This is a genomic window from Exiguobacterium sp. s194 (assembly GCF_018618275.1).
In the GTDB taxonomy this organism is placed as follows: domain Bacteria; phylum Bacillota; class Bacilli; order Exiguobacteriales; family Exiguobacteriaceae; genus Exiguobacterium; species Exiguobacterium chiriqhucha.
The window spans coordinates 60,587-78,899 of sequence record NZ_JACSLT010000007.1 but is presented as its reverse complement, the minus strand read 5'-3'; the positions used below and the strand labels follow the sequence as shown (position 1 = coordinate 78,899).

The following is an 18,313-nucleotide window of genomic DNA, read 5'->3' as shown; positions in this document are numbered from 1 at the left end:
TGAGCAGATGAAACGAATGTGGAATGTGGCCGCGCTCGGTGCGGTCGTCATCATCGGGCTCGGTACGTTCGCCATTGATTCGAAAGCATCAACGGCGAAGTGGGTGCTTGATGTCAAAACAAATGAAAATGTATGGGAAAATCAAAAGATACAAGCCTTTTATGAAACCGAGGATGAGGTCCAGGAACGGTTTGAAATCACCCGGTCTGGTAGTGAAGTGACGACCCATTTAAATTACGTTGAAGAAGCGCTTAAACAACGCGAACGGGTCAATCCGACGATGCGAAAGTTCTATCGTCAAATGACAAACCTTAGTTTCACCCAATCGTTACGCACGAAAGAGGATTATGTCGGCATCGGACAAAAAGGAAACGATGAAATCGTTCTTTTCCGAACCGAAGGCGACGACGTGGCCACGACGACGTTCCCGTCAGATGTCAGCGGTGCAGTGGAAGTCATGGAAGGGAACTGGCACGGCATATTCGTTCAAGATGGTCGTGTTCATTTGATTTATCGTGACGGTTATGACAGACAGGCAGCAACAAAAATCGCCGTATTTGATGAAGGGGCGGCTGAAATCACCCTTGAAGAAATCTCAATAGAAGACGGCTTTATTTCTAGTGTTGTCGGAATATCTAGGTTTTACGATGAGAACCGGATGACCATCGCAGCCGATAATCGTTTCCTCCCGGTACGTCTTGGGATATACGAAACGATAACCGAAGATGGTCAGACGTACACGAACGAGACGGAACGTCCAGGCGTGTATGCCTATGACACCGAAGAGAAGCGTGTCGTCGAGTTAAAAGCTGAAGGGGATATGTGGGGCGCAACCGTCTATGAGGATCAATTAATCGTCTTGCAGGAAGATGGGACCGAATTCGTTGTCGACTTGAAGACAGGGAAGCAATCGACGCGACAAGTCATCGATGGTTCGGTCGGTACGACTTGGTATGTCGATAACCAACTGTATCATATTCGCCCGACGAAAGATGGGGCCGTTATCGACGTCTATCAAGATGGGAAAGCCATCTCGAGCGCCGTCGTGAAGGCGACGAACGATGCGGCGAAGGCATTGTTATCCAATACGAAATATTATGTACAATAACAAATAACCGAGAGGCAGCCGCCTCTCGGTTATTTTGATGGTTTCGGGACGATGACCCCGTCTTCTAAATCGAGCAACATGTCGATCAGTTCTGCACAGAACTCTGGGAACTGATCGAGGAACGCACCCGGACCGACCTCATCGGTGAAGTCGATATACAGGTCCGATACGTTACCGGCCATTTTCGCCGGAAGAGCGAGGAACGCCGACCCGAAACGCCAGCTGCCTCGGATATCGAGCAGCTTGCCGAGCATGATGTCACCGACCTCACGTTTTTCCGGGAGATTGACGCGATACGTCTCTTTCGTCTCCCAGTCGCGCAGTCCTTCCTCGGTCACTTCAAAAACCGAGCAACGTGGGACTGCCAAGCCACGGAGCGCGTGATACAAGGCAGGGGACATGTCGGCTTTTTGATCTGCCAAGTAGCGGCCGTGCGGTGTCATCCCTTCCTCGTCCGTCTCGAAGAAGACGGCCCAGTCGATGAACAGGTCGCGGAATAGCTCGGCGTCTTTCAACTGCCATGTGCCTTCCGAGGCGATCTCTTGAATATAGTTCGTCCAATGTGTGCTGCGCGCGAGCGCGGCTTGCTCATACAACTTTTTCAGCTCGGCCAGCAATTCGGACTCTTCTACAAGCAAAGGGAATGGAATTACTTTCCGGTCTTTTTTCATCGGCGCGGTCCTCGTTTGTTCGCAGGACGCTTCACGACCGGCGGTTTATCTTCGATCCGTTTCTCGATGACATCGCCACGATAAATCTCGAGTTCTTTCAATTCCACGCCTAGCTGGCGAGCGAATGATTTCAAGTGCGTCAAGTCTTCATCCGTCACGAGCGAGAGCACGGTCCCGGCCGCATTCCCGCGTGCCGTCCGGCCCGAGCGGTGAATGAAGTCATCAATCGATTCTGGCAAATCGAAGTGGACGACGTGCGTCACTTCTTCGATGTCGAGACCACGGGCCGCGAGACCCGTCGTGATGAGAAGTGGATAGTCGCCTTTCCGGAATTCACGGAGCGTCTCCACGCGTTCGCGTTTCCCTTTTAGGCTGTCGAGCATCCGGTAATTCACTTTCATTTTATCGAGTTCGCCTCTGAGTGGTGGCAAGAATGAGCGGTTGTTGATGAAAGCGAGCGCTTTGACGCCGTTGACATGTGACAAACGACGAAGCAATTCCGGCTTATAGCGGCGTGTCGTCAACATATAGCCGTACGTCACTTGACTGCTCACAGCTCGTTCGATTTTCACGTGTGCCGGCTCCTTCAAGAACGGGGCAGCCCATGCTTGAAGCGTGTCTGTGAGCGTTGCCGATACGAGGGCGATTTGATGTTCGTGCGCCGTGTGCTTGATGATGCGTTCGGCAGCTTCTGTTAATCCGCTATCGATGATTTGGTCAGCTTCATCGAGGACGATTGTGTGCGTCTCATGAAGCTTCAATTTTTTCTTGTCGATCAGTTCGACGAGTCGGCCCGGTGTCCCGACAATCAAATGGGGCTTTTTCTTCAAGCGGTCGATTTGACGTTTCAATTCGACACCGCCAATAAATGAAGCGATGCGGACATCACCTTTCTCGGTGAAGCGTTGCGCGACCGTTTGAATCTGCATGACGAGCTCACGCGTCGGCGCGACGATGACGACTTGAATCCGGTCGTTCGAGGCGTCGATTTTTTCAATGGCGGGTAACAAATAAGCAAGCGTCTTCCCGGTACCTGTGGGCGCTTCGATCGTGACGTCTTTTCCGTCAAGAAGAAGCGGGAAGGCTTCGGCTTGGACCGGCATTGGTTCAGTAAAGCCAAGGCGATCCCAGGCTTCGTTAATAAATGGTTTTGTAAAGTTCATATCAATTCTCCTTATCGTGGGGCAAAAACAAAGGAAGCATAAGCGCTCCCTGTCTTAGATATAGCGAACATGTTCAGTATCTTGGTCGAATGAAGAACGGAGTGTCTGTGTGAACGTCTGTCCGTCCTCGATGAGTTTGATGTGCACATCGATTTGGTCAGCCGACGCCTCGACGCCTTCGACGGTGAAGCCTTGATACACACGATACTGCAATTCTTTCGTCAACCGTTCGTATGAAGCGAGCTCTGGATACGTCGCTGCCACGTCAATCGGGCGCGAGATGAGAGCAACGAGCAAGTTATCGCGGTAGTCGATGAAATCCTCGTTTTCGATGTCGTCGTCAAACCGAATCCAAAAACCTGCGTCTTCAAATTCTGTGATAAATCCATCACGTTGTTCACCGTTCGCTTCTACTTTAAGGGAGATGCGGTCACCGGCTTTCAAGTCGTGATCAGCTGTCAATAATTCGTACGTCATGGGAAGAACCCCTTCCTCTTCTACAATGTTCTGCCTTCATTGTGTCCGATGTAAGGCAAAAATTCAAGTTCTATCCCCGAGTCGTGATATACATCACACTAAAAACTGTATAAATCGTCACATCCGAATCGAGATGATACAGAATCGACGTAAATCCTATCGTGACGTGAATTATCTGTTTCATAGTGAATGAGAAATGCGTTATAACAGATTTTAAAGCGCTTACAAAAATGGCTTTAAGCCAACGTTCATGAGATTGTTACAACTTTCACAAGAATGTAAAACATAATGTTCACGTTTTCACGTACACTCAACTTATAGAAAGCACGCAGTTATCTCAACTATGAGGAGTGACCCACAATGGCAACCGAAATTAAATCAGCCTGGTCAGGATTTGTACCTGGGCAGTGGACGAACGAAGTGAACGTCGGTGAGTTTATCCGTTTAAACCGACATGAGTACACAGGAGACGACCGTTTCCTCGTCGGACCGACGGAAGCGACGAATCAGCTTTGGGCACAAGTGATGGAATTGACGAAAGAAGAGCGGGAACGCGGCGGTGTTTGGGCGGTCGATCAAAACAACCCGTCGACCATCGTCTCGCACGGACCGGGATACTTAAACAAAGAGCTCGAAAAAGTGGTCGGCGTTCAAACGGACGAGCCGTTCAAACGTTCGATTCATCCGAACGGCGGCATCCGGATGGTCGACGCTGCACTTGAATCGTATGGCTTCGAACCGAACCCTGAAATCACAAAGATTTATTCGGAAATCCGCAAAACGCATAACCAAGGTGTCTTCGATGCGTACACACCTGAGATGCGAGCAGCACGGAAGTCAGGGATTATCACAGGACTTCCTGACGCTTACGGACGTGGACGGATTATCGGCGACTACCGTCGCGTTGCCTTGTACGGGTTAGACTTCTTGATTGCCGCACGTAAAAAGGACTTGGCGAACCGTGGCGGTTTCTTATCAGAGGCAGATATTCGGACACGGGAAGAAATGTCTGAGCAGCTCCGGGCCCTCCAAGAGTTGAAACAACTCGGTGCGGCGTACGGGTTTGACCTCGGCCGTCCGGCGGAAAATACACAAGAGGCGTACCAATGGGTATACCTTGCATATCTCGCAGCCGTCAAAGAACAGAACGGCGCCGCCATGTCACTTGGACGTGTCTCGACATTCCTCGATGTATACGCAGAACGTGACATCGAAGCAGGTCGTTTGACCGAGTCGGACGTTCAAGAAATCGTCGACCACTTCATCATGAAGCTTCGGATCGTCAAGTTCTTGCGCACGCCTGACTACAACGAATTGTTCTCGGGTGACCCAACATGGGTGACCGAGTCAATCGGTGGGATGAGTGAGGATGGACGTTCGAACGTGACGAAGAGCTCGTTCCGCTTCTTGCATTCACTCTCGAACCTCGGGCCAGCACCAGAACCGAACTTGACGGTGCTTTGGTCGACGAAATTGCCAGAAGGCTTCAAACAATATTGTGCGAAGATGTCGATTGAGACGTCTGCCATCCAATATGAGAACGATGACCTCATGCTTCCAGAGTTCGGTGACGATTACGGCATCGCCTGCTGTGTGTCACCGATGAAAATCGGGAAACAGATGCAGTTCTTCGGAGCCCGCGCCAACATGGCGAAAGCACTCCTTTATAGCATGAACGGAGGCCGCGATGAGAAGAGCGGCGACCAAATCGCGCCGGTTTGGGAGATGAACACCGAGGACGTGCTCACGTACGACAAAGTGTATGCCGACTTCGACCGGACGCTCGATTGGCTCGCCGAGCTCTACGTCAACACGCTCAACGTCATCCACTTCATGCACGATAAATATGCGTATGAACGGATCGAGATGGCACTTCATGACCCAGAAATCCTACGGACGATGGCATGCGGTATCGCCGGTCTCTCGGTCACAGCAGATAGTCTGTCAGCCATCAAATATGCGACCGTGAAACCGGTCCGCAACGAGCAAGGCATTGCTGTCGACTTCGAGACAGAAGGCGACTTCCCTAAATTCGGCAACAACGACGACCGTGTCGATGCGATCGCCGTCGAGCTTGTCGAGTCGTTCATGCAAAAAGTACGCAAGCATAAAACGTACCGCGATGCGCTCCATACGCAATCGGTCTTGACGATCACATCAAACGTCGTTTACGGCAAAAAGACAGGGAACACACCGGACGGACGTCGCGCCGGCGAACCGTTCGCACCTGGTGCGAACCCGATGCATGGCCGCGATACGAAAGGGGCAGCTGCGTCGCTCTCATCAGTCGCGAAACTCCCGTTCGAACACGCACAAGACGGAATTTCATACACGTTCTCAATCGTACCGAAAGCGCTCGGTAAAGAAGAAGTGGCCCGTGAACTCAACTTGGCGGCACTCCTTGACGGTTATATGGGCGGCGAGCATAAAGGACATCACTTGAACGTCAACGTCTTCAACCGTGAGACGTTGCTCGATGCGATGGAGCATCCGGAAGAATATCCACAGCTCACGATCCGTGTCTCTGGCTATGCGGTCAACTTCATCAAATTGACACGTGAGCAACAAATCGACGTCATCAACCGGACGTTCCACGGTTCATTGTAAACAAAGGCTTGGCGGCCTTCACTCGAGGGCCGCTCATTCGTTAGGAGGTCATTTCGATGACAATGGGATATGTACACTCGGTCGAATCGTTTGGAACCGTTGACGGCCCGGGAATTCGTTTTATCGTCTTTTTACAAGGTTGTGCGCTTCGTTGCTTGTATTGCCACAATGCTGACACGTGGGATTTCAAAAAGAATAACCATCGTTCGGCCGAGGACGTCATTCAAGAAGCGCTCAGCTATCGTCCGTTCATGGAAGCGTCAAAAGGCGGCATCACGATTTCTGGGGGCGACCCGCTCGCGCAGCCAGAGTTTTTAGAGGCGCTCTTGCGTGAAGCAAAGAAACACGGGCTTCATACGACACTCGACACGTCCGGTGCACTCCGTCCCCCTAACTTGGATGCGATTTTAGACCATACGGACCTCGTGTTGCTTGATATCAAACATATCGACGATGATATGTGTAAGAAACTGACAGGACGGAGCAACGTCAACACGCTCGCGCTCGCTGAACATTTATCCGAGCGCGGAACGAAAATGTGGATTCGCCACGTCCTCGTCCCGGAATGGACACTTGATGAAGGAGCGCTCCGCCGCACGGCAGCGTTCATTCAAAAGCTCGACCACGTCGAGAAAGTCGAAATTTTGCCGTACCATGAGATGGGCGTCTATAAATGGGAGGCGCTCGGTCTCGACTATCCGCTCAAAGGAATTAAACCCCCGACGACGGAAGAAGTCGAATGGGCGGAAGGGATTTTACAAGGAACCGTTTAAAAAACTGCGCAGACCATCATGGTCTGCGCAGTTTTTGGATTACAAATGTTTTTGACTGACGTGCTGACGGATGGCGGCCTCATCGAGAGGACGTTTGGCGACGCCGGTCTCGACGGCGGCTTTGGCGACCGCGACCGCCACGGCCGGTGCGATTCGTTCATCGAATGGGCTCGGGATGACGACACCGTTCGCCAAATCTTCTTCGGTCAATAAATCGGCAATCGCGTGGACGGCCGCTTCCTTCATCTCCTCATTGATTTCGCTGGCGCGAACGTCAAGTGCGCCCCGGAAAATACCTGGGAAGGCGAGGACGTTGTTCACTTGGTTGGCGAAATCGGAACGGCCGGTCGCGACGACACGCGCCCCGGCTTTTGTCGCGAGGTCTGGCATAATCTCCGGAATCGGGTTCGCCAGAGCGAAGATGATTGGATCGACGGCCATCGAGCGGACCATGTCTTCCGTGACGGCCCCGGCCGCCGAGACACCGATAAAGACGTCGGCACCTTGAAGCACGTCGGCGAGCAATCCTTCGTGTTGCTTCCGATTCGTCGCTTTGGCGATTTGATCTTTGAACGGGTTCATCCCTTCGACGCGTCCTTCGTAAATCGCGCCTTTCGTATCACAGATGACGAGGTCCTCGACACCGAAACGCTTCAACAGTTTGGCGATGGCGATGCCCGCGGCCCCGGCACCGTTCATGACGACACGGAGTTCAGGCATCGTTTTATCGACGAGGCGCAACGCGTTGACGAGACCGGCCAAAACGACGATGGCTGTCCCGTGCTGGTCGTCATGGAAGACAGGAATCGGGAGCGATTGTTTCAAACGGGCTTCGATTTCAAAACACTCGGGTGCTTTAATGTCTTCTAAGTTGACGGCACCAAACGTCGGTGCGAGCAGTTCGACCGTCCGGACGATTTCATCGACGTTGTGCGTGTCGAGACAGATGGGAAACGCATCGACGCCAGCGAAGCTTTTGAACAAGACGGCTTTTCCTTCCATGACCGGCAGTGCGGCTTCTGGACCGATATTGCCGAGACCGAGCACGGCGCTCCCGTCCGAGACAACGGCGACCGTGTTGGCGCGGAGCGTGTAGTCATACGACAACTCTTTATCCTCGGCGATGCGACGGCACGGTTCGGCGACGCCAGGCGAATAGGCGAGGCTGAGTGCTTCTTTCGTGTCGACGTCGACTTTCGGTGTCGTTTCCAATTTTCCGTGATGGAAGGCATGCATCTCGAGTGCGCGTTCGTTCAATGTTTTCATAAGTCTCTCCCTATAATTAGCGATTTTAATCTGTGACAATACGAGTCCATTGTAACGGAGAAACCGCTTACTTTCGAGGGTTTTACCTGCATTTGGGCGAACTATTTCTGAACGGTTGTTCACAAATGTCGGATTGCTGATAGGACTTGGTGCTAGGTCAGGAAGGTCAAAAAAGGAGCCACAGTTTTTCTGTGACTCCTTTCGTAGATTAAGCTTTCGTTTTTCGTTTCTTCTTCTCGGCGAGACGAGCCGCTTCCGCTTGTCGTTTTTCGGCGTAGCGGAGTTCACGCTCGAGCTTGACGAAGCTTTGATAGCGCTTCGCGTCGAGCATCCCGGTTTCAATCGCCTTGCGGACCGCACAACCGGGTTCGGCCTGGTGTGAACAGTCCCGGAACCGACACGCCTCGGCGAGCGCCTCGATATCCCGAAACGTATCGTCGAGGTGATCGGCCCCGTCCCAAAGGCCAAATTCACGCATCCCCGGTGTATCGATGACGAACAAATCGTCAATCTGGAACAGTTCGCGATGCGTCGTCGTATGCTTGCCGCGTTCATCGCTCTCGCGGACGGCCTGTGTCTCGGCGACGGTCGTCCCGGCGAGCGCGTTCGTCAGCGTCGATTTCCCGACACCGGACGAGCCGACGAGCACGATGGTGCTTCCGCTCGGCAGTGCGGCTCGCAACGCTTCGACGCCGTCACCAGTGACTGAACTGACAGGGAAGACGTCGACCCCAGGCACTGTCAACGTAAGTTCGTCGACGAGTGCATCTGCGTTGTCGACTTGGTCCGATTTCGTCAAGACGATGAACGGCGTGGCGCCAGTTTCCCACGCGGCGAGCGAGTAACGCTCGAGCCGACGCAGATTGAAATCGTGTCCGCACGCCATCGTGATTAAGATAAAGTCGACGTTCGCACAGATCAGCTGTTCGCGCGTCTCGTTGCCGGCGGCTGCCCGTGATAGGACAGTGCGCCGTTCAAGGAGACGTCGAATTACGCCTTGACCGTGTTCGCGAACGGTGAACTCGACGAAGTCACCGATGACCGGATAGTCGCGCTCGCTTTCAGCCTCATGTCGGAATTTCCCGGTGACGCTGCACGTGTAGGCTGCATTTTCGGTCGTGACCGTGTACATATGTTGGAACTGTGCCGTGACACGTCCCGTTGTGATTGTTGTTTGATTCAAATAAAATCCTCCTCTTAGTGATGGAGGACAGTCGCCCTCCGATTGGCTGACAAGGTGTATACTGCGTTGAATACGGTGCTCATAAAACATCATCCTTCCATTGTTCGATGCCTCTAGTATAGCACAGGATTTGAGAACGCTATCATCTCAGTCTACAGACCGAGGGAAAACGGGCCTTGCGCTCGTCGCGCTATAAAAAATAACGTATTATGATAAGAGTGTACTTAACGAGGAGGGATGATAGATGAATCGCCAGGTGAAACAAGTGTTGTTCATCGTGGCCGCGATCTCTTTAGTTCTCGTTCTAATCGGCTTTTTACCGAATATGATCATGTTCGGTTTGGGGGCGCTCTTAGCACTGTGGGCTGGAGTCAGATTCATGGCCGTGACACATGTCGGCGCAAAAATCGGTTACGGCGCGCTTGCCGTGATCGGGATCATCACAATTTTATCGAATATTTGGGCGTTAATCGGGATTGTGGTGGCATGGGTATTGTTTAAAGGGTATATGATGTATGCCAACCAAAAACAAGACGTCGAGATTTTGAATGCGGACGGTTCGCGTGCGAACCGGAGCAGCTTTCAATCGTTTGATCAAGTGTGGCAGAAGTTTGTAAACCGTCGCTAAGCTTCACAAGGAGGATATTATGATGAAAACACCATTTGACCAGTTTCGTGATTTAGCTAACGAGTTGACGAAAGAATTGTCGAAAGAGATGAAGAAGTTCCAAGATAAAGAGGGTCCACGTTCGGCACCGCGTTCGAGCGGGGAGGCCGAGTTGAACCGTCACATACGTGGTGCTGAAAAAGAAGCGATGTCTGTCGAACGTCTCGTCGAACGTCAAAAGGCGCTCCTCGATGAGCTGGCGACAAAACGTGACGACGCTAAACTGATGGCGGATAAGCGTTACGAGCAGACCGAGCTCGCCAAACAAGCGGGAGAAGAAAAACTCGCGGAGCGGGCCGCGCTCGAGTCGAAGCATTACGGTGAGCAGTATCGTTACTTTGAAGGGTTGCTCGACGAAGGAGCGCGTGAACTCGACGCCCTCGAGCGCCGTGCCCTCGAGATGCGACTGAAACTCGATGAGATGCAAAACAAACGCTATGAGTTCGCGATGCGAGAAAACCTGGATTTATTGAAAGGTGCGCTCGATCAAATCTTCGGAGCGGAGACGTCGAAGACTCATCCGTTCACGGAAGAAGAGAAGAAGCAAGAACCGGCCGCTGAAGAGAAAATCGATGCAGCGGATGAAGATGATTTCGAAGCAAAACTAAAAGAACTTGAGCGTCGTTTCAAACAAGGCTGACGCAACGGTTCAGCGATGGTCCGGCGAATGAGTTGGGCCATCGCTTCTTTGCTTCATTGTACATACTGTCAGAGAGGGGGAAGCAACGTGGAACGTTGGAACACACGCCAAATCATCGGATTCATGATTATTTTGTTTGCCATTGGACTATTTATCGATATCGTGACGGGTGGAAACAGCGTCCTCTTCAGCATGGTCGTCCCGTTATTGTTGCTTTATATCGGACGACGTTTCAGCCGCAAAGGCAATCAGCCGGTCAGCTATATCTTTTACGGAATTGGCGGCATCATGCTCGTCGGACTCATCTTTTCGTCGGCGGCATTTGGTTTCGTGCTGTCGGGTCTATTGCTCATGTTCGGTTATCGGCTGTATAAAAACCGTCCGCTCGAATCGAGCCGATTCAAGTCGCATATCCGTCAAGAACAGGCGTTTACGTTCGGGACGAAAGAAAGTGGTCACTACGTGCTCCAAGACACGAATGAATTTTTCTTGTTGCGTGACGTTGAACTCGACTTGTCGCGCGCGATTATTCCGGAAGGAGAGACGTTCTTACTGTTGAATGGGCTCGCCGGGGATATCCGGATTCTCATTCCGGCTGGTTACGATTACTCGATTGACGCCTCGATCGGGTTCGGCAAGATTCAAGTCGACGAATCGAATTATTCGCCCGTGTTCAATCGTCGCTTTTATACGGCATCGGACGATTACGCGTCAGCGACGCGAAAAGTCCGGATTCATATCGTGCTCATGAGCGGAAGTGTCGAGGTGATGACTGTATGAAGAAGGACTCGTATCCAAGGACCGTTGTCTGGCATCAACTGTTCAGTAGCCTCTTGACGGCACTGTTCGTCACGATTGCATTTTTAATAGGTGACTCGACTTCACTCCGAGATTTGTTCACACGTGAAGAAGGGTTGCCTTTCGGTGTGTCTATCCTCGTCATCGCCGTCTTGATTGGTAGCGTGTTCGGGGTCGGTTCGTACTTTTATTTGCGCCGTGACTTCCGGGAAGTGGCGATTGCCTTATGGAAGCTCGAGAATCAAAAAGAAATCACGTTCCGTCCGCTGTCGCCTTATCGCGATACACTCGAACGGATTGCACGCATCTCGAAACAGCGCGCAGAAATGGTCGAGATGGCGAAACGGGTCGGTGACCGGCCTGTCAGTGTCGAGGAAGCACGTAGTGAAGCCGTCGTTGAGGAGCGGCGCCGTGTCGCCCGAGAGTTACATGATTCGGTCAGCCAGCAACTGTACGCCATCTCGATGATGACGACGGCAGCCAAGCAGACGATCGAGGCGAAGCCGGACGTGGCCGCCAAACAAATCGAACAAGTCGAAGTGATGGCGCAAACGGCTCAGGCCGAAATGCGCTCGCTCTTATTGCAACTTCGTCCCGTCGAACTTGAAGGGATGACGCTCAAGACGGGTATCGAGCGATTGTTAGAAGAGCTGTCGCGCAAACAGTCGACCGAACTTATCTGGCGCCTCGAAGAAGTCGAGTTGTCGCGTCACACCGAAAATGAACTGTTCCGTATCGTTCAAGAAGCGATCAGCAATACGCTTCGACATGCGAAAGCGAAGCGACTCGAAATCGAAATGCGGACCGTGCAACAGACGGTCATCTTAAAAATAAACGACGACGGCATCGGCTTTAATGTCGATGATACACAAGTCGCCTCATATGGCTTACAATCGATAAGAGAGAGGACGGCTGAGGTCGGCGGGACGTTACGACTCGTCAGTGTGCCCGGCGTCGGTACTCAGATTGAAGTGCGTGTGAAACAACAAGTGGAGGGGTTACAATGATTCGAGTCGTATTGATTGATGACCATGAGATGGTGCGGGCCGGAGTCTCGGCGTTCTTGTCGACGCAGCCTGACATCGAAGTCGTCGGAGAGGCATCGGACGGCGCGACTGGAGCGGAACTCGCGATCCAAGAAAAGCCGGATGTGGTCTTGATGGATTTAGTAATGGAACCTGTCGATGGGGTCGAGTCGACAAAACGGATCAAGGCGAGTTGGAAAGACGCTAAAATCTTGGTCGTGACGAGCTTCTTAGATGATGAGAAAGTGTATCCCGTCATCGAGGCCGGGGCGATGAGTTACGTCTTGAAGACGGCAAACGCCAATGAGATCGCTGATGCGATTCGTCAAACGGCAGCGGGCAATCCCGTCATGGCCGCCCAAGTGACGGGCAAGATGCTTGAGCGGCTCCGTCACCCGGAAAAGACGTTGCACGAGAGTCTGACGGCCCGGGAACGTGAGATTTTGCAGTTGATGGCAGAAGGAAAGTCGAACCAAGTCATCGCCGATGAACTATACATCTCGTTGAAGACGGTAAAGACGCACGTCTCCAACATTTTGACGAAGCTCGACGTCTATGACCGGACGCAAGCTGTCGTCTATGCATTTCAACATAACATCGTCAGTAAAGGGTGAACGGGATGCTTCCAACGATTGAAACGGAACGGCTCCGATTACGACAACTCGACGTGACCGACGCTGCACGGCTGTTTACCATCTTTTCAGACCCAAACATCTTGCGCTACTACGGAATGGAACCTCACACGTCCATCGTGGAGACGCAACAGATGCTAGCCGGTATGCTCGAAGGGATTGAATCCGGTGCGGTGATGCGCTGGGGCATCGTGACGAAAGAGTCGTCCGACTTGATTGGAACGATTGGATTCCATAACCGAGCGCCGCGACATCGACGTGCCGAAGTCGGCTATGAAATTCACCCGAACTATTGGCGTCACGGATATGCGACCGAAGCGCTCCAGGCCGCGTTAACCTATGCCGCGCAGACAGGCGAGATGGAACGGGTCGGGGCCATCGTCTTCACCGAGAACGTCGCGTCGCAACAAATGCTCGAAAAGAACGGCTTCTCGCGGGAAGGGACGCTCCGTCACTATATGCGACAAGGCGACCGCGCGCACGATGTGCATGTATATGGCTATACGACAAACAAGGATCACGCCGACGCGTGATCCTTGTTTTCATTTCTTCTGTGCTTGAATTTGTTCATCAATCTCCGATAAATATTCCCAACGCTCCATCTTCGCATCGAGTGCTTCTTTCAACGCGGCGATATCGGCGTACAGTTCATTCACTTTGCCGAGGTCGCTTCCGGCTATAGCGAGCCGAGACTCCGCTGCTTCAATCTCGGACTCGAGAGAAGCGATATCTTCCTCAATCGTCTCCCATTCCTTCTGCTCTTTGAAAGTGAATTTGACGACGTCGACTTTGACGCGCTCTTTCTTCTCTTTCGATTCTTTCTTCACTTGTTGCTTCGTCTGTTCTTGGAGTGTGGCCAAATAATCACTGTACTCGGCGTGATAGACGTTGATCGTCCCATCTTCGAAGGCGATGAGCTGCTCAGCAATCCGATCTAAGAAATAGCGATCGTGACTGACGGCGATGACCGTACCTGGGAACGACTCCAAATAGTCTTCAAGAACAGACAGCGTCTCCGTATCTAGATCGTTCGTCGGTTCATCCAAAAACAGTACGTTCGGCTCGTCCATCAAGATACGGAGCAAGACGAGGCGGCGTTTCTCGCCACCGGATAGTTTGGCAATCGGTTTGTATTGCGCGTCCGGGGTGAACAGGAACCGTTCGAGCATCTGACTGGCCGTGATCGTCTCGCCGTCCGGCGTATAAATGACTTGGGCGATGCGTTCAATCTCATCGATGACGCGGCGCGATGTGTCCTCAAACTCGACTTGTTGCCCGTAATAGCCGAGATGGACCGTCTCGCCATGGACGACCGTTCCTTGCGTCGGTTGAAGGCGATGGGCGAGCAAGTTCATGAGCGTCGACTTCCCGCTACCGTTTGGTCCGACAATGCCGTACCGCTCACTTCGTCCGAACAACCACGTGAAGTCTTGGATGAGCAACTTGTCGTCGTAGCCGAATGATAAGTTCTCGACTTCAATCACTTTTTTCCCGAGACGACGTGATCCGACGGACACTTCGAGCGCCTCATCCTCGGCGAGCGTCTCTTGGTGTTTCAAATCTTCGACGCGTTGGATACGCGCCTTCTGTTTCGTCGTCCGGGCTTTGGCGCCTCGGCGCAACCAGGCGAGCTCGCGGCGCAAGATGTTTTGGCGTTTCTGCTCCATCGAATGCGACCGGGCTTTTCGTTCGGCGCGTTTTTCAAGGAAGAGCTCATAGTTCCCGTCATAAAAATAACTTGTCCCGTCGGCGATCTCGAGAATGTGGTTCGTGACTCGATTCAAGAAATAGCGGTCGTGGGTGATGAGTAAGATGGCGCCTCGATAATCGGCCAGAACCGTCTCGAGCCAAGCAATCGTATCGGCGTCGAGTTCGTTCGTCGGCTCATCGAGCAACAACAGGTCGGCTTCATCGAGCAGGGCGGCGGCCAAAGCGACCCGTTTCTGCTGTCCACCGGAGAGCGAACTGATTTCCGCCGTCACATCCGGAAGGCCGAGCCGATTCAAAATCGATTTCAACTTGGCCTCTGTCTCCCAAGCGTCGGCAGCATCGACTGCTTGTTGGGCTTTCATGAAGCGTTCCAACCACTGTTCACTCGTCGGGTTTGCCTCGAGTGCTTGGCGGGCCAGTTCATATTGCTTCAACGCTTGAACGGATGGGGTGTCACTCGTGAACAAGGCGTCCAAAATCGTTTGACCCGGATCGAAATCGACCGTTTGCGTCAAATAGCGAATCCGATAGTCGTTCGGATGTTGCATCGAACCGCGGTCTGCCGTCTCGACGCCAGCGACGATTTTTAAAAACGTCGATTTTCCAGAGCCATTGACTCCAATCACACCGATGCGATTGCCTGGATGAATCGTCATCGTGACGTCATCGAATAACACTTTATCTGCAAATTCTTTGTGGATACCTTCAATCGTTAATAAGCTCATGATTCTTCTCCTTCAACAACGCGGCGAATCATCGTCTCCGCAAGCGCGGCGATTTCTTTGTTCGGGACGTCGGCCGGATCGATGACCGGTAAAAAGGTGACGTCGACCGTCCCAGGGGTGATGCGGTTTTTCGTTTCGAGCAAATGATGACTGCCTTTGATGGCAACCGGGACAATCTTGGCGCCACTTGATGTAGCGAGCGTCAGGCTGCCGGCTTTAAACTCTTTAATCGGCCCGCCTTTCGAGCGGGTGCCTTCCGGGAAGACGATAATCGATTGACCGGATTGAATCGTCTCGACGCCGGAGCGGATGGCTTTAATCGACTGGCGGCGGTCGCTGCGGTCGATGAAGATACAACCCATTAGTTCCATCCAACGTGGGATGATTGGGAACTTTTGAACTTCGATTTTTGAGATGAACGCTTTCGGATGTTTCGTCGCCGTGATCATGATCGGGACATCGAAGTTCCCTTGGTGGTTCGCGACGTAGACGACCGGTTCATTCGGAATGTTCTCTTGGCCGTGAACGCGGACGCGAGCGCCGGCAATCCGGAGTAGAAAGCTTGCCCATGTATAGGCGACGGTTTGAACGTACGCGTAACGTTCGGGCGGCGTCAGCCGTTTCGCTTTCGGATAGAACGGAAGCGTCAGCGGTAAGACGGCAAAAAAGGTGATAAACCAGATGGCGGTGCGGATCATGAGTCATTCTCCTTTCAATCGTACAACTGTTAGTCTGGACACGAAGAAAGAGTCTTCTTCTCTAAGCGAGAATCCGACTCTTCGGCATGAATCCTTATTCCCAGAAGCGAGATTCGCTTTCCTCTTCTTCTTCCTCGAGTTCGAACGTGATTCGTTTATTCACCGGGTCCACGGCAAAGTAAGCCCCGTCTTGATCGATGCTCTTGAACTGCATGACGTGATCAGTGCCGATTTCGAGGGTGAGTCGAATCCGGTTGTCATCGTCGACGAGCAAGATGCCGTCTTCTTTCAGCCATAGCTCCATGACAGGTGAGTAACGTAATAGCCATTCGTTCGATAAAGGGATTTCATTCATACGTGTTTGTGCCTCCTACGGGTTGAGTCCGTTTTGCTCTCTGTCTACAATAGGATAACAAAAGTGGAGGGTGAAGACGAGTGTTATGTAGAACGTTTACGTGTACTTGAATGCATACGTGCCACGATGCGTTTGATTTTTTTCTGGTTGCGGCGTTCAATCAATAAGACGTTCGTTTGTGCGACTAACTGTTTAAATGAAGATAAGCCCATGGCGAGCAATACGGCGAACAGGAATGTACCGATCGGGTCTTTGAAAAAACCGGTTTGGAGCGAGACGGACAAACCAACGACCGAAAGAATCGTGGTGAGAAAATAAAATAGCATGAGTGGCTCTCCCTTCCCAGATGATTCAATAGTAAAAGCCGAACGTTATGTTCGTTCGACAGCTGCACAAAAAATCCCTTTTTTTGTCGGAACAAAACAAAAAAACGCCTTCTGTCAGGAGAGGGCGTTTACTCTTGGACCATCGTGACGGATGAAGATACGTTTGTATCGACTCCGTTTGAGAAAATGAAGCTAAGTGAAGCGAGTAGCGCGAAGAAAGCAATCAATAAGCCTTTCATAAAGCGCTTCGCAAATGATCGAGATTGAACATCAAACATTTATTATCCCCCGTTCGGCCATGGCTGAAACCTAATTCGTTAAACAACACTTCCTTAATAATAACGTTTTCAAAATGTGGATACTAGATGGAAAATGCACGTTCACAAAATCGTCACAAAATTTGAAATAAAGACGTTAGAATGCTCGCCAATCGGTCATATTCGTCTTCGTCCCTCGTTCACAATTTAGACACAATTAAGCGGAGCAATGAAATCGAACATGATATGATTAGGAACGTGTGTAGGTAGGTATACTGACAGTAATAGATGAAAAAGGATGTGGATTGTATGGCATTACGTGCAGGAGAAGTAGTAGACTTGGTCGCGGAACGTTCAGCTGATTTTGGAGTGTTTATCGGAAACGGTCGCGAAGAGGTACTCCTTCATCGAAAAGAACAAACAGAAGAAGTTGCGGTCGGACAGACGGTACGCGTCTTCCTTTATCACGACTCGGAAGGACGTCTCGCTTCGACGATGACGATTCCTAGTGTCACGTTCGATGACTATGAATGGTATGAAGTGACAGGGGTCCGGTATAACACGGGTGTGTTCGTCAATATCGGGATTCAAAAAGATGTACTCGTCTCATTAGATGATCTTCCTGAGAACCGGTCGTATTGGCCGAAAGAAGGAGACAAGTTGTGCATTCGTCTCAAGTACGACCAAAAGAGCCGCCTCCTCGGCGAACCGGCTCATTATGCGTACTTGAACTTATTGGCGCGTCCCGCCAAAGAAGAGTGGGGCAACCAAGATGTGCAGGCGATCGTCGTCAATCGACGCGACGTCGGTGTGAACGTCTGGGTCGAGAACGAGTCGCTTGGCTTCCTACATGAAGCAGAGATGACACGTTGGCCGCGCCTCGGTGAGCAATTGACGGTGCGCGTGACACAAGTGAAGCAAGACGGGACGGTCCTCGTCTCAATGAAACCTCGGGCCTATGAGGCGATCGACCCGGATGCGGAAAGTATCCGTGCCTACATTGAAGAGCGCGGCGGCCAAATGCCTTACGGCGACAAGACGGCGCCGGATGTGATTGATCGTGAGTTCGGGATGAGTAAAGCAGCGTTCAAACGGGCGCTCGGGAAACTGCTGAAAGAAAAGCAAGTTGAAAAACTCGACAATGGCTATAAATTGAAATAAGATAACTCATGTCCAGGTGGCTATAAAAAGTTTTAGAATGTATTTCTTTCATTTTAGAAACAAATGCGTTA

20 protein-coding genes are annotated in these 18,313 nt (G+C 51.8%); 10 read left to right on the top strand and 10 right to left on the bottom strand.

The window, feature by feature from the left end; translation table 11 throughout:
* The first annotated feature begins 7 nt into the window (after nt 1-7).
* The gene (locus tag KNP85_RS10150) at nt 8-1,108 is read left to right on the top strand and encodes a hypothetical protein (RefSeq protein ID WP_214802904.1); all 1,101 of its coding nucleotides are present in this window, start codon (nt 8-10) and stop codon (nt 1,106-1,108) included.
* Between the two features lie 29 nt (nt 1,109-1,137).
* On the opposite strand, the gene KNP85_RS10145 is transcribed toward KNP85_RS10150, so the two are convergent.
* The 3 genes from KNP85_RS10145 to KNP85_RS10135 are packed head-to-tail and all read right to left on the bottom strand — an operon-like array spanning nt 1,138 to nt 3,419.
* Nucleotides 1,138-1,779: a hypothetical protein gene (locus KNP85_RS10145; protein ID WP_214799578.1), complete on the bottom strand. Its 642-nt coding sequence runs from the start codon at nt 1,777-1,779 to the stop codon at nt 1,138-1,140.
* On the bottom strand, nt 1,776-2,942 hold the full coding sequence (locus tag KNP85_RS10140; protein WP_021067808.1) for a DEAD/DEAH box helicase: 1,167 nt from the start codon (nt 2,940-2,942) through the stop codon (nt 1,776-1,778). Before KNP85_RS10140 ends, KNP85_RS10145 begins: the two co-directional genes overlap by 4 nt.
* Nucleotides 2,943-2,996: 54 nt before the next feature.
* Nucleotides 2,997-3,419, bottom strand: a complete 423-nt coding sequence (locus KNP85_RS10135; RefSeq protein WP_021067807.1) for a hypothetical protein — start codon at nt 3,417-3,419, stop codon at nt 2,997-2,999.
* Nucleotides 3,420-3,779: 360 nt separating this feature from the next.
* Here KNP85_RS10135 and pflB point away from each other — a divergent pair, with 360 nt between their 5' ends.
* Both pflB and pflA read left to right on the top strand, forming a co-directional pair.
* Nucleotides 3,780-6,026, top strand: a complete 2,247-nt coding sequence (gene pflB / locus KNP85_RS10130) for a formate C-acetyltransferase (protein ID WP_058765729.1) — start codon at nt 3,780-3,782, stop codon at nt 6,024-6,026.
* A 56-nt stretch (nt 6,027-6,082) separates the two neighbouring features.
* Nucleotides 6,083-6,799, top strand: coding sequence for a pyruvate formate-lyase-activating protein (gene pflA, locus KNP85_RS10125; protein WP_021067805.1), 717 nt, complete (start codon nt 6,083-6,085; stop codon nt 6,797-6,799).
* Between the two features lie 39 nt (nt 6,800-6,838).
* Here the strand turns inward: pflA and KNP85_RS10120 are convergent, their stop codons facing one another.
* Entirely contained in the window at nt 6,839-8,065 is a 1,227-nt protein-coding gene (locus KNP85_RS10120) for an NAD(P)-dependent malic enzyme (protein ID WP_021067804.1), read from the bottom strand.
* A gap of 208 nt (nt 8,066-8,273) precedes the next feature.
* A complete protein-coding gene (gene rsgA / locus KNP85_RS10115; RefSeq protein WP_058765731.1) occupies nt 8,274-9,248 on the bottom strand; it encodes a ribosome small subunit-dependent GTPase A in 975 nt (324 codons plus the stop codon).
* A 244-nt stretch (nt 9,249-9,492) separates the two neighbouring features.
* On the opposite strand from rsgA, the gene KNP85_RS10110 reads away from it, so the two are divergent.
* The 6 genes from KNP85_RS10110 to KNP85_RS10085 all read left to right on the top strand — a co-directional run bounded on the left by KNP85_RS10110 (nt 9,493) and on the right by KNP85_RS10085 (nt 13,543).
* On the top strand, nt 9,493-9,876 hold the full coding sequence (locus tag KNP85_RS10110; RefSeq protein ID WP_021067802.1) for a lmo0954 family membrane protein: 384 nt from the start codon (nt 9,493-9,495) through the stop codon (nt 9,874-9,876).
* Nucleotides 9,877-9,898: 22 nt separating this feature from the next.
* On the top strand, nt 9,899-10,555 hold the full coding sequence (locus KNP85_RS10105; protein WP_214802901.1) for a PspA/IM30 family protein: 657 nt from the start codon (nt 9,899-9,901) through the stop codon (nt 10,553-10,555).
* Between the two features lie 87 nt (nt 10,556-10,642).
* On the top strand, nt 10,643-11,335 hold the full coding sequence (gene liaF / locus KNP85_RS10100) for a cell wall-active antibiotics response protein LiaF (RefSeq protein WP_021067800.1): 693 nt from the start codon (nt 10,643-10,645) through the stop codon (nt 11,333-11,335).
* Nucleotides 11,332-12,360 (top strand): sensor histidine kinase, encoded by a 1,029-nt coding sequence (locus KNP85_RS10095; RefSeq protein ID WP_021067799.1) that lies wholly within the window; start codon nt 11,332-11,334, stop codon nt 12,358-12,360. The genes liaF and KNP85_RS10095 overlap by 4 nt, the downstream gene beginning before the upstream one ends.
* Nucleotides 12,357-12,992 carry a response regulator gene (locus tag KNP85_RS10090; RefSeq protein WP_021067798.1) on the top strand — a complete coding sequence of 212 codons (636 nt, stop codon included), beginning with the start codon at nt 12,357-12,359 and terminating at the stop codon, nt 12,990-12,992. The genes KNP85_RS10095 and KNP85_RS10090 overlap by 4 nt, the downstream gene beginning before the upstream one ends.
* A gap of 5 nt (nt 12,993-12,997) precedes the next feature.
* Nucleotides 12,998-13,543, top strand: coding sequence for a GNAT family N-acetyltransferase (locus KNP85_RS10085; RefSeq protein ID WP_214802898.1), 546 nt, complete (start codon nt 12,998-13,000; stop codon nt 13,541-13,543).
* A 9-nt stretch (nt 13,544-13,552) separates the two neighbouring features.
* On the opposite strand, the gene KNP85_RS10080 is transcribed toward KNP85_RS10085, so the two are convergent.
* From KNP85_RS10080 to KNP85_RS10060, 5 genes are all read right to left on the bottom strand, one after another.
* Entirely contained in the window at nt 13,553-15,445 is a 1,893-nt protein-coding gene (locus KNP85_RS10080) for an ABC-F family ATP-binding cassette domain-containing protein (protein WP_214802896.1), read from the bottom strand.
* Entirely contained in the window at nt 15,442-16,143 is a 702-nt protein-coding gene (locus KNP85_RS10075) for a lysophospholipid acyltransferase family protein (protein WP_021067795.1), read from the bottom strand. The genes KNP85_RS10080 and KNP85_RS10075 overlap by 4 nt, the downstream gene beginning before the upstream one ends.
* A 94-nt stretch (nt 16,144-16,237) precedes the next feature.
* On the bottom strand, nt 16,238-16,498 hold the full coding sequence (locus KNP85_RS10070; protein WP_029596043.1) for a hypothetical protein: 261 nt from the start codon (nt 16,496-16,498) through the stop codon (nt 16,238-16,240).
* A gap of 83 nt (nt 16,499-16,581) precedes the next feature.
* Nucleotides 16,582-16,824 (bottom strand): hypothetical protein, encoded by a 243-nt coding sequence (locus KNP85_RS10065; RefSeq protein WP_021067793.1) that lies wholly within the window; start codon nt 16,822-16,824, stop codon nt 16,582-16,584.
* A 128-nt stretch (nt 16,825-16,952) separates the two neighbouring features.
* Nucleotides 16,953-17,102 carry a hypothetical protein gene (locus KNP85_RS10060; RefSeq protein WP_021067792.1) on the bottom strand — a complete coding sequence of 50 codons (150 nt, stop codon included), beginning with the start codon at nt 17,100-17,102 and terminating at the stop codon, nt 16,953-16,955.
* A gap of 288 nt (nt 17,103-17,390) precedes the next feature.
* Between KNP85_RS10060 and KNP85_RS10055 the strand changes: the two genes are divergently transcribed.
* Nucleotides 17,391-18,242: a CvfB family protein gene (locus tag KNP85_RS10055; protein ID WP_029596042.1), complete on the top strand. Its 852-nt coding sequence runs from the start codon at nt 17,391-17,393 to the stop codon at nt 18,240-18,242.
* Nucleotides 18,243-18,313: the final 71 nt, after the last annotated feature.

Excerpts from the sequence above, each read along its gene's own strand:
- KNP85_RS10060 (WP_021067792.1), bottom strand. The coding sequence starts at position 17,102 with ATGTTTGATGTTCAATCTCGATCATTTGCGAAGCGCTTTATGAAAGGC.
- KNP85_RS10150 (WP_214802904.1), top strand. The coding sequence starts at position 8 with ATGAAACGAATGTGGAATGTGGCCGCGCTCGGTGCGGTCGTCATCATC.
- KNP85_RS10055 (WP_029596042.1), top strand. The coding sequence starts at position 17,391 with ATGGCATTACGTGCAGGAGAAGTAGTAGACTTGGTCGCGGAACGTTCA.
- KNP85_RS10110 (WP_021067802.1), top strand. The coding sequence starts at position 9,493 with ATGAATCGCCAGGTGAAACAAGTGTTGTTCATCGTGGCCGCGATCTCT.
- KNP85_RS10120 (WP_021067804.1), bottom strand. The coding sequence starts at position 8,065 with ATGAAAACATTGAACGAACGCGCACTCGAGATGCATGCCTTCCATCAC.
- KNP85_RS10065 (WP_021067793.1), bottom strand. The coding sequence starts at position 16,824 with ATGCTATTTTATTTTCTCACCACGATTCTTTCGGTCGTTGGTTTGTCC.
- KNP85_RS10145 (WP_214799578.1), bottom strand. The coding sequence starts at position 1,779 with ATGAAAAAAGACCGGAAAGTAATTCCATTCCCTTTGCTTGTAGAAGAG.
- KNP85_RS10075 (WP_021067795.1), bottom strand. The coding sequence starts at position 16,143 with ATGATCCGCACCGCCATCTGGTTTATCACCTTTTTTGCCGTCTTACCG.
- KNP85_RS10105 (WP_214802901.1), top strand. The coding sequence starts at position 9,899 with ATGAAAACACCATTTGACCAGTTTCGTGATTTAGCTAACGAGTTGACG.
- KNP85_RS10140 (WP_021067808.1), bottom strand. The coding sequence starts at position 2,942 with ATGAACTTTACAAAACCATTTATTAACGAAGCCTGGGATCGCCTTGGC.
- KNP85_RS10135 (WP_021067807.1), bottom strand. The coding sequence starts at position 3,419 with ATGACGTACGAATTATTGACAGCTGATCACGACTTGAAAGCCGGTGAC.
- KNP85_RS10080 (WP_214802896.1), bottom strand. The coding sequence starts at position 15,445 with ATGAGCTTATTAACGATTGAAGGTATCCACAAAGAATTTGCAGATAAA.
- KNP85_RS10095 (WP_021067799.1), top strand. The coding sequence starts at position 11,332 with ATGAAGAAGGACTCGTATCCAAGGACCGTTGTCTGGCATCAACTGTTC.
- KNP85_RS10090 (WP_021067798.1), top strand. The coding sequence starts at position 12,357 with ATGATTCGAGTCGTATTGATTGATGACCATGAGATGGTGCGGGCCGGA.
- KNP85_RS10070 (WP_029596043.1), bottom strand. The coding sequence starts at position 16,498 with ATGAATGAAATCCCTTTATCGAACGAATGGCTATTACGTTACTCACCT.
- KNP85_RS10085 (WP_214802898.1), top strand. The coding sequence starts at position 12,998 with ATGCTTCCAACGATTGAAACGGAACGGCTCCGATTACGACAACTCGAC.
- pflA (WP_021067805.1), top strand. The coding sequence starts at position 6,083 with ATGACAATGGGATATGTACACTCGGTCGAATCGTTTGGAACCGTTGAC.
- pflB (WP_058765729.1), top strand. The coding sequence starts at position 3,780 with ATGGCAACCGAAATTAAATCAGCCTGGTCAGGATTTGTACCTGGGCAG.